Here is a 10,228-nt window from a genome sequence, read left to right as displayed (position 1 = left end):
CATAAAGTTCAAACCTAAAATCAATAAAATCACCAACTATTTTTGTCCACATTACCTTTAATAAAGCCCGATAAGTATGCTACACCTCTCCGCGGTTATTTACGCCAGATGAATTGAAGATTATAAAATCTGGCAAAACTCTAATCGTTCGCCATCGGGGCCTACGATGTAAAAATATTTACACCCTTTTTCCCAAAAGTTTAAGAAAGCAGGGCTTTCTTCAACCACCGGGAATCCCTCTTTTTTAAGTAATGCAAAAGTTTCTTCAATATCGTCTACATCAAAAGCAATGTGGTCAATATGCCCGTCCCTACGCTGTTTTACACGGCTTAATTCCGGCTCAGGCATTTGGTATAATTCTATAATGACCCCATCACGCTTCATCATCGAAACCTTTCCGGCTTTATCTTCATACATAAAAGAAGATTGCATAACATTTTGGAAGCCGAGCCGCTCGTAAAAGGCTTCGGAGACTTCTATATTGGTTATTGGCAGTCCGACATGTTGTAACCGGTTAATCTTTAAATTCATTGCTGAGTGCTATTTGGTAATTGTTTTTGTTGATTAAAGCAATAGTTGATGGTTCAGATTGATCCAAGTTAATTATTCAATATAAACCTGCATAATTCATTGAGATCACAGAAGGGCGCTACAATACATCCGTCATCAATTAGTTTGTATAATTTATTTTTTTCAACTTCTACTTCGTAATTTTTTTGAAGTTTCACATGAGTGCCGTCTATTGAAAGTACTTCAATTTCATACACTTTTAAAGCTTCAAGTAAAGTTTCAAGAGCTGTCATATTATAATACAATCAGGTTATCATAAATTACTTTACCGCCGTATAAAAAACAGAGCAGGCACGTAATAATTACCAAACCACTTTGCAGTACCTGCGCCTGTATTATTTTTTTGGAAAAGGGAATACTGAATAAACCTGCCGCAACCAACATCCCCACGATACAGCCGAGACCAAATATCACCAAATAGAATAAGCCATCTGCCGGGCTTTTCATTTGTGACATAGCAATCAGGATGAGTGCACCGCTCCCTGCAAGTCCGTGGACGAGGCCTACTCCATAAGCTAACGAGTGTCTGTGCTGATGTTCCAGCTTGTTACCAACGTGAACGTGTAAGTGCTGATGTTGTTCGCCGCCATGTTGGTGTGTATGGGCATGAATCACTACTTTCTTCTCCCGGAAAAATATAACCAGGCGATAGATAGCCAATCCTATCAGCATAACGCCAACAAGCGATTCGAAATAGCGAAAATACTGGTCTGAAATTCCTGCTTTGAAAACGATCATCAATACACCGACTATAAAGATGGTTGACGTATGGCCAAGTCCCCAGAAGATACCATCTTTCAAAGACAGCTTTACGTTATTGCGCTGCGATACGATATTACTTACGGCCAGTAGGTGATCTGCCTCGAAAGCGTGAATGAAGCCGGCATAGATGGTGAGTAAAAGCGGGAATGTGAGCATGTATTTTTATTAAATGTTATAAAATATTATCCTATGATTTCCTGTATCTGCTACCAGCAATTGATCGTCCGTTACGTTCACCGCAAAGGGCCAGTACATACGTTCGCTGTTATGATTCCCGACTTCAAGATGTTCGCCTATAGATTCAAAATTTATATTGCCATATATTTTACCGGCAGGCTCATTATTTTCTGAAGGGATGTTTTTAAAAAATAAAACGCGGCTGTTGCCGGTATCTGCAATCCATATTGAACCACTTTTTATAAACATATCGTAACACCAGTTCAATGTGTTTGCGGCAGGTTTTAAACGGTATTGATTCTGGCCGCAACTGTCAAGTTCAGGCTGGCCAATAATTACATCGGCAGTTTTTATGAATGCGTCTTCCCATTTATACCAGATAAGCACCCTGTAATATTGTGTATCTGTTATGGCAAGCACGCCATCTTCTGAAACTTTTATGGAGTAAGGCCAAACAGCGCTCTCGCTGTCATAATCTTTTTGATCGAAATTGCTTTTGCCGATTACTTTATCTGCAGCCATATAATTTGAAGCAGGAATATCTTCATAAAATAAAACTCTTCGGTTACCCGTATCCGCAATCCATAAATGTTTCCCGTCGCTCCACACACCATAAGGCCAATATAAATTTTTTGCTGTAGCCACCGTTCCTACGCCGTAAACATTTGGTGAATTATTTTGCATGTTTGGTTGTCCAACTACTACATCGGCAGGCTGGCCGTTTTGCGCTGGAAATTCATTCCATATTAATACCCTGTGATTCCAGGCGTCTGCAACAATTAATTTGTTACCATCACTCCACAAACCAGAAGGATAGAGTAAAGAAGATGCATCTGCCTCGCCGCCGGAGTTCCGTTGTGTTCCCGTGGCCAGCAGTTGGCCCAATACCAAATCAGGTTTTTGATAAGATGAAGTTGGTAATTCATTCCAGATAAAAATTCTGTTTTGGGCTGTGTCCGCAACCATCAATTTTCCATCAGCAGTATGAACACCACGCGGCGCTAAAAAAGGATTGCCTTCATCACCATAAAAAAATAGTGAAGCCTTTGTTTCGGGGACCAATCCACGGCCTTTATCTGTTATATTAATTATTTCGATCATTTATTTGTGTTGGGGCTAAAGCCCCGAAAAATATTAAACTGTACTCCCCGCCCTGAAGGGCGGGGCAATTGATCAACAAATCCGTGGCAGCTGTTCACCCGCAAGCATATTCACCACCCGCCTTCCGCCGATGCTACTCTTCATCAATACTTGGCGTGTATGCTCTCCCGTTACTTCACCAATTATGGACGCCTTGGAACCATGTTCCCATTGTTGCAACTGAAGCAACAATTTATCTGCAATATCTTTGTCTACCACAGCAACAAATAATCCTTCATTAGCAACATATAATGGATCCAGTCCTAACATTTCGCAGGCACCATATACTTCTTCTTCAACAGGAATATTTTTTTGGGAAATATCAATTCCCAGTTTGGCATCTTTTGCTAATTCATTTAAGACCGTTGCCAGTCCTCCTCGTGTAGGGTCGCGCATTAGATGAATATCTTCTCCAAATTCATCCAGTAATTCTATTACAATTTTATTTAAAGGGCGAGTGTCACTGCTGATGGTTGTTTCAAACTCCAGGCCCTGCCTGTGGCTCATGATAGTAATCCCGTGCCTGGCCAGCGGTCCGCTTAAAATAATTTTATCTCCGGCCTTAATATTATCAATGTCAATATTTGCTTTAGCATGCACTTCGCCGATTCCTGTTGTGTTAATAAAAATCTTATCCCCTTTGCCTCTTTCAACAACCTTCGTATCACCGGTTACGACATCAACGCCAGCCGCTTCGCAGGCATACTTTATCGTGTTCAGTATTTCCCAAAATTCTGTCATCTTTAATCCTTCTTCCAGTATAAATCCAAGAGATAAATATTTGGCAGCGGCCCCACACATAGCCAGGTCGTTTACTGTTCCGTTAACAGCCAGATCGCCAATGTTGCCACCGTCAAAAAATACGGGAGAAACAACAAACGAATCGGTACTCATAGCAACTTTACCATTCAAATTGAAAATGGCACCGTCGTGCTTTTTATTGAGCAATTCGTTTTGTAATAAATTGAAAACGCCAGTGTCTAATAACTGGCTCGTTAATGTTCCACCACTACCATGACCTAAAGTGATAATGTCAAAATCAAGTTTAGGCATGGGACACTGTAACTGCATTTCTTCTTGTTTAATTTTATTTATAACACTAAAAAAGATCACACTAATTAGATCGAATTACACGAATTAATAGAAAATGAAAACGCTGTAATTCGTATAAATTAATTCAATAAATTTTACTTAGGCTTCATAAAAAAGTTTTTCATATTTTCTTCTTCGCCATATCTTTCGTCGCTCACTGAAAAGGTCTTTGTCACCTATTCCATTTACTTTTTCTTCAGGGTTTATTTTATGAACAAAGCAGTAGCGCTTATAATCATAACCCCAATCGTCAGCAAAAAAATTCTTACGCATTTTTTCTAATTCTTCTTTGCGATATTGTTCTAATGGCTTATAACTTTCATCTCTCTTACGCTTAAACTTTTTGGCGCTAAGCAATTGAGGAAAATAGGAAAGACTGGCAACTTCTTCAGCAATGCTTTTTACTTTCTTAATAAATACATCAGCATTTCCGTCAAGGCAATTGTCTATAAGTTTTACTTCCATCGCAATACCAGTTCCCCAGGGAAGGCATTGTTCGGTAAACAGGTTGGCTCTTTGAGTGCCAATTCTTTTTGGTAATAGATACGTCCAGTATTCTGAGCCGTACAAACCCATATTGCGTGTATGCGGATTAAAAACAATTCCTTTCCTGGCTAAAATTTTATCGGCGGCAAGAGCCAACGAAACGCCACCTGCGCCGGCATTTCCCTGCAAAGCACTTATGATATAATGTGTATCGGTGCAGATAATCTCACGGATAAGATCGTCAATAGCATTAATATTTTCCCAGGAAGTTTGCGCCGGATCTTCGGATGCTTCTATCATGTTAAGATGAATGCCATTGCTCCACGTATCCGTTCCACCCATCATCACGATAACTTTCGTGTCTTTTTGTTTTGCTTTGATAAACACTTCCCGTAAGCGATTACACTGATCAATGCTCATAGCGCCATTATAAAAATCAAAATGGATGTAGCCGGCACCGTTAGCTTCTTCATATCTTATCTCACTGAATGTTTGATCAATAATTTTATCCTCAAAAATATCAATGGATAATTCAGGAATATTTTTGCCATTATCTCTCAAAGCAATTACTGATGGAAGTTTTATCGCGCCTGGTAAATTCTGTGTCAGGCATTGAATCCATATTGAAGAATCTTTAGTGGCAATGCAAATAGCATTATCACGCCTTGCGATTATTTCTCCCGGATTTCCTTTAAGGGTTGAATCCGCAATTACGCCAAAGCAAAAATATTCATCATTTAATATAGTAGTCAGCGCACCGGGAAAACTGTCTGCAGCATTTATTTTGCGAATGATGGAATCAGCAGTTTCATTCCATGAAAATCTAAAATCGTTTTCATTGGTTGAGCGGTTCCATTTTCCTTTACCGTTTGTATTAATTTCACCGGATAACCTTGGAATGATTGTTTTCTTTTCAAATTTCTTAACGGCATCCAGCAATGCAGTCATTGCAGCGTCCGTAACTTCATGCCTGTATAAAAAAGATTTTGAGACATTGCGCATCGGGAACGTTGCTGTTGACCACACACGGCCTGTATCCATCTTTTCAGCAGCCTGCAGAATAGTAACACCCCATTCTTTCTCATTATTTAAAATAGCCCAATCAAGTGAAGACGCTCCCCTGTCGCCAACTATGCCGGGATGAATAATTAAGCAGGTGTAATTTTCCCAGATGCTTGCAGGAATGCGGGCTTTGAGGTAAGGTGCAATAATCAAATCCGGGTGAAAGTCAGTTACAGCTTCAGTCATATTTTTTTGCGTAGATGCTATGTGCACTCTAACCTGGTGGTTAAGCCTGTCCAGTTCCACCCATGCACGCTGTGTCATGCCATTAAAAGCCGTTGTGATAAATAATATTTTCATGCTTCCACTTGTTCCGCTTTTCCTGAGTAATGATAGTATGCTGCACAGGCCCCTTCATTCGAAACCATGGGCGCTCCTAACGGACTAACGGGCTTGCATCTCTTTCCGAAGTGCTGGCATTCGTAGGGCTTCTTAATGCCCTTCATAATATCACCCGCGATACATTCCGGGTTTTCCGGCGCCTCTTCAATATCAATATTGAATTTCTTTTCCGCATCAAATGCCTGGTAAGTCTGTTTTACTTTATAGCCACTCATCGGGATCACTTCCATTCCACGCCATAAACGATCCGTTACTTCAAACACTTCATAAATCATTTCCTGCGCTTTTATATTTCCTTCTTCACTTACAATTCTTGCATATTGGTTTTCCACTTTTGCTTCCCCTGCTTCCAGTTGCCTTACAACCATTAGAATTCCTTCCAGTAAATCAACGGGTTCAAATCCCGTTACCACAATCGGAACCTTATATTTTTCAACAAGCGGATAATATTCATAAATGCCCATGATGGCGCAAACATGGCCAGCACCGAGAAATCCATCTACCCTGCTCAATTCGTCATTCATAATTTCCTCAATGGCCGGAGGCACCAAAACATGTGAAGCCAGAATCGAATAATTTTTCACATTCTCTCTTCGTGCATGGATAACCGATAGTGCGTTAGCAGGTGCCGTTGTTTCAAAGCCAACAGCAAAGAAAACTATTTCTCTTCCTGGATTTTCTTTGGCAATTTTTACTGCCTCAAGAGGCGAATATAAAATGCGCACATCTGCGCCGCGGGCCTTTGCCTCAAGTAAGCTCATACCGGAGCCGGGTACACGAATCATGTCGCCATAGGAACAAAGTATTACATTATGTTCCATGGCAAGGTGAACCGCCCTATCAATTAAGCTAACCGGCGTAACGCAAACCGGGCAGCCGGGGCCATGTATCATTTGAATATTTTCAGGGAGCATGTTAAGGATACCGTTCTTCACCAGCGAATGAGTTTGCCCTCCGCATACTTCCATAATATTCCAATGACCTTTTACAGTTTTATTAATTTCTTTTAGAAGTGCAGCCACTATTTCAGGTGAACGAAACTCTGATATGTATTTCATGATTTTAAGATTAAAAATTAAAAATTATGAATTAATGAACACACAGTTTGGTTCATTTTTAATTCTTCATTATTAATTCAACTGGTTGTGTCATACAATTCATCCAACTCGCCGGCTTCTTTTAAATAACCAAACACTTTGTGCGCTTCTTCTTCATTTACTATACTGATGGCTACGCCAACATGCACCAGCACATAATCTCCTACTTCAGCGGTAGGAATCATTTCAAGCGAAGCTTCTTTTATGATACCACCAAAAGACACTTTTGCCATTTTTACTGCGCCTCCGTAGAGAAATTCGATTGATTTTATTTTACCTGGAATTGCTAAGCACATAGATTGATAATTAAAAATTAAGAATTAAGAATTGTTGTCTCTGAACGATTCGGATTCTGTACCGCTTTTTTATTTTTAAAGTCTTCGTTACTTATTGTTCTGATATTATTGTCAAAATAAATCATTTGGCCAAAAGAAACGTTCTCATCATTCGGTGACAGATCTTTATGAAAATATAATTTATACATGGAGCTGAATTCATTTTCAATCCAATCGACTAATAACGCATTTTGAAAGACACCACCACTGAAGCAGATTTTATTAACCTGCAAATTTTTTGCAACGATGCCTACGAGGCAAACTAACGAATAATGAAATTTCGCGGCAATGTATTTTGCTGATTTATTTTTTTCAATATCTCTTGTAACGCCCTGAATTAGTGTGGCAGTAGGTATGCGATAATAATTCGACCCCTCTTTGAAATAAGAATCATCCATATTGAAGCCATTGTCTTCAACATATTCTTCGGCTAACGACTGCAGGTACATGGCAGCTTCTCCTTCATAAGTTTGCTTGTCGCAAATGTCGAGTAAGGCAGCAACCGCATCAAATATTCTTCCGACAGATGACGTAAAAAGATTCGTTTGATTGATCAGTGATTGATAATTGTTCCATTCTGATTTAGTAAATTTTTCTTTTAATTTTCCGTAAGGTGGCCAGGTGTCCACGGTAGCGGATAATGCAGATATGCGTGGTTCCAGCGCCATTTTATCATTGGCTATAACTGGAAAATAATCAAAATAATAACTGCGAAGCATGATATTATTTTCATACTTGAAAAATTCACCTCCCCAAATATTTCCATCATCACCAAGTCCTGTTCCGTCCCAAATTACTCCTAACACCGCTTGATTTGTATGAAGCAATTCATTCTCGGCAAGGGCGGCTGCAAAATGTGCCTGGTGGTGTTGAATGAACTGAATTTCGCTCCTATTTTTCTCAGCAATTTCCATCGCATACTGGTGCGAAAAATAATCGGGATGTTTATCTGCAAGAACAACAAATGATTTGATATCGTATAACTTCATCCAGTGATCTAATGTATTTTTATACATCTGCTGCGACTCATAACTTTCGCCACTTCCTAAAAACTGGGTCACAAAAACCTTTCCATTAACTGTTAATGTAATACTGCTTTTTAGATGCGCCCCCATCGAAATTATGGGACGTTTTGCCAGGGGTAGATAGTTAAGAAATGAAGGCACATATCCCCTGGATCTTCTTATTATAATTTGCTGATTTTTAATTTTTGAAAATTGTATAACACTATCATCTTCCGGGATAATTATTTCACGATTATAACTAACAACATAATCTGCTATATCAAATAAATATGTTAGTGCATCTTCATCTTTATAAATAATTGGCGAACCGGAAATATTTGCACTCGTTGCAATCAATGGTTTCCCATAATCATTTGCAATGAGGTCCAGCATTGGGTTGTACGGCAACATTATTCCTAAACGTTTCAATCCTGGTGCAATATTTTCAATAGCGAGATTTGTAAAGGCTAAATGCCTGGGATATAGTAAAACGATGGGCGCTTCCTTACTTTCGAGCAAATCCCATTCTTGTTTATTTACTTCAAAATTATTTTGTACAGTTTCAATATCCGGGTACAAAACAGCAAACGGTTTGTTGGGACGATGTTTACGGCTTCTTAATAACTCAATGGTGTCGGGACTATCAGCACAACACAATAACAAATAACCACCGATGCCTTTAACAGCAAGAATTTTTCCCTGTTCCAAATAATTTCTAACCGAACTTAAAATCTTTTCTGAATCATTTGAAACTATATTTGATGTGTTTTGATACAAACTCAGTTTTATGCCACAATCCGCACATGAATTTGTTTGTGAAAAAAATCTTCTGTCTGAAACATTATTATATTCTTCATTACAATTTTTACACATAGTAAACCTACCCATAGAAGAGTTGTGTCGTTCATAAGGAAGCCTTGTGATAATTGAGTAACGCGGCCCACATTGTGTGCAGGTGATAAAAGGATAACGGTAACGACGATTGTTAACATCGTGTAATTCACTTTTACAATCGGCACACATAGCAGTGTCCGGAGAAATTAAGACATCTTTTATATTTGAATCTTCTTCAACAAGGATTGAAAAATTATCGAAATTGTTATCACCGGCTGAATGTAATTCAATTGAAATAATCACAGATTGTCCGGGTGGATTTTTCTTAATTCTATTGAAAAATAAATTGGCTGTTTGTTCCGAAGCATTAAAATAAATATGCACTCCATCGCTCCCGTTTTTCACAATCCCAGTCAGTTGCATTTCCTTGGCCAACGCATATATCAATGGCCGGAAGCCCACTCCCTGAACAATTCCGTTGATATGTATGTGATATGTTTGCAATTACTATTTTATTTTTTGTCAACAAGACACCGAGGTAAAAAGAAATTCAATATTTTTTTTTATCTTCGTGGCTTCGTGTACGTTAGTATTTATGATTCAATGGCCACATTGTCATCATGCTTAACCAGGTTTTTTTGTCTTCCACTTTATTCATAAACCAGTCGCACCATTCTTTCAACCCGTTGCCATTCAAACTGGAGATGGTTATTACTTCTAAATCAGGACCATAGAACATTTGCCATTGAAGTAGCGTATAATTGTTAAAAAATAATAAGAAGAAATTCCGGCTCTATATCTATGCGTAAAAAAACTTATATCTGTTCAATCAAAATTTAATTATGGCGTGTTTACTTTCCCGTTAAATCAGAAGCGACCTTAGCACTAAACTCACTGCTGCCCTTTGCAGTAAAATACAATGCAATAAACTCCCATAACCTGAGGCGATATTGAGTTTCAGAAATTGTATTCTTACCATTTAATTGTTCCTCCGCCGGCATAAAGAAGAGCAATAACCATACATTTGAAGAAACCGTTTTTATATTCACATCTTTTTGCAACAATCTTTGTTTAAGGCAGACCTCAAAACGTCGTTCAAGCTGAAGTTTTATTTTATTTAAGATCGGCAGCAGCGCATTGTACGAAGCAACAAAATTTCTTTTTATCTCGAGGAAATCAAAATTGAAAAATCTGTATCGGGTACTAAACCTGTAATACTCTTTGAAGAAAATATCGAGATCATTGAGCAAACTGAATTTTCCATAATCTCTTAATAAATCTTCGAGGCCGGAAACTATACTGGCGATTAGAGTTTCAGTAATGGCTT

At 38.7% G+C, this 10,228-nt stretch carries 11 protein-coding genes; all 11 read right to left on the bottom strand.

Annotated features, from left to right (window positions below):
• Positions 1–120: 120 nt before the first annotated feature.
• Positions 121–531 (bottom strand): VOC family protein, encoded by a 411-nt coding sequence (locus ACO1O5_RS12190; protein WP_486270559.1) that lies wholly within the window; start codon positions 529–531, stop codon positions 121–123.
• Positions 532–599: 68 nt separating this feature from the next.
• Complete coding sequence (locus ACO1O5_RS12185) at positions 600–803, bottom strand: hypothetical protein (RefSeq protein ID WP_486270558.1); 204 nt, start codon at positions 801–803, stop codon at positions 600–602.
• A 1-nt stretch (position 804) separates the two neighbouring features.
• Entirely contained in the window at positions 805–1,488 is a 684-nt protein-coding gene (locus ACO1O5_RS12180; protein WP_486270557.1) for an urease accessory protein UreH domain-containing protein, read from the bottom strand.
• A 9-nt stretch (positions 1,489–1,497) separates the two neighbouring features.
• The gene (locus tag ACO1O5_RS12175) at positions 1,498–2,610 is read right to left on the bottom strand and encodes an NHL repeat-containing protein (protein ID WP_486270555.1); all 1,113 of its coding nucleotides are present in this window, start codon (positions 2,608–2,610) and stop codon (positions 1,498–1,500) included.
• Between the two features lie 72 nt (positions 2,611–2,682).
• On the bottom strand, positions 2,683–3,720 hold the full coding sequence (gene hypE, locus ACO1O5_RS12170; RefSeq protein WP_486270553.1) for a hydrogenase expression/formation protein HypE: 1,038 nt from the start codon (positions 3,718–3,720) through the stop codon (positions 2,683–2,685).
• A gap of 120 nt (positions 3,721–3,840) precedes the next feature.
• Positions 3,841–5,589, bottom strand: coding sequence for an enoyl-CoA hydratase-related protein (locus ACO1O5_RS12165; protein ID WP_486270551.1), 1,749 nt, complete (start codon positions 5,587–5,589; stop codon positions 3,841–3,843).
• Positions 5,586–6,689, bottom strand: coding sequence for a hydrogenase formation protein HypD (gene hypD, locus ACO1O5_RS12160; RefSeq protein WP_486270549.1), 1,104 nt, complete (start codon positions 6,687–6,689; stop codon positions 5,586–5,588). The genes ACO1O5_RS12165 and hypD overlap by 4 nt, the downstream gene beginning before the upstream one ends.
• 77 nt (positions 6,690–6,766) lie before the next feature.
• Positions 6,767–7,024, bottom strand: coding sequence for a HypC/HybG/HupF family hydrogenase formation chaperone (locus tag ACO1O5_RS12155; RefSeq protein ID WP_486270548.1), 258 nt, complete (start codon positions 7,022–7,024; stop codon positions 6,767–6,769).
• A gap of 17 nt (positions 7,025–7,041) precedes the next feature.
• On the bottom strand, positions 7,042–9,405 hold the full coding sequence (hypF, locus tag ACO1O5_RS12150; protein WP_486270546.1) for a carbamoyltransferase HypF: 2,364 nt from the start codon (positions 9,403–9,405) through the stop codon (positions 7,042–7,044).
• Positions 9,406–9,487: 82 nt separating this feature from the next.
• Positions 9,488–9,640, bottom strand: a complete 153-nt coding sequence (locus tag ACO1O5_RS12145; protein WP_486270544.1) for a hypothetical protein — start codon at positions 9,638–9,640, stop codon at positions 9,488–9,490.
• A gap of 112 nt (positions 9,641–9,752) precedes the next feature.
• Positions 9,753–10,228: hypothetical protein (locus tag ACO1O5_RS12140; protein WP_486270542.1), on the bottom strand; the 476-nt coding region annotated here is incomplete at its 5' end.

It is taken from the genome of Ginsengibacter sp., assembly GCF_057362405.1.
The sequence above is the reverse complement of the archived record's forward strand: the minus strand, read 5'-3'. Positions and strand labels throughout refer to the sequence as shown.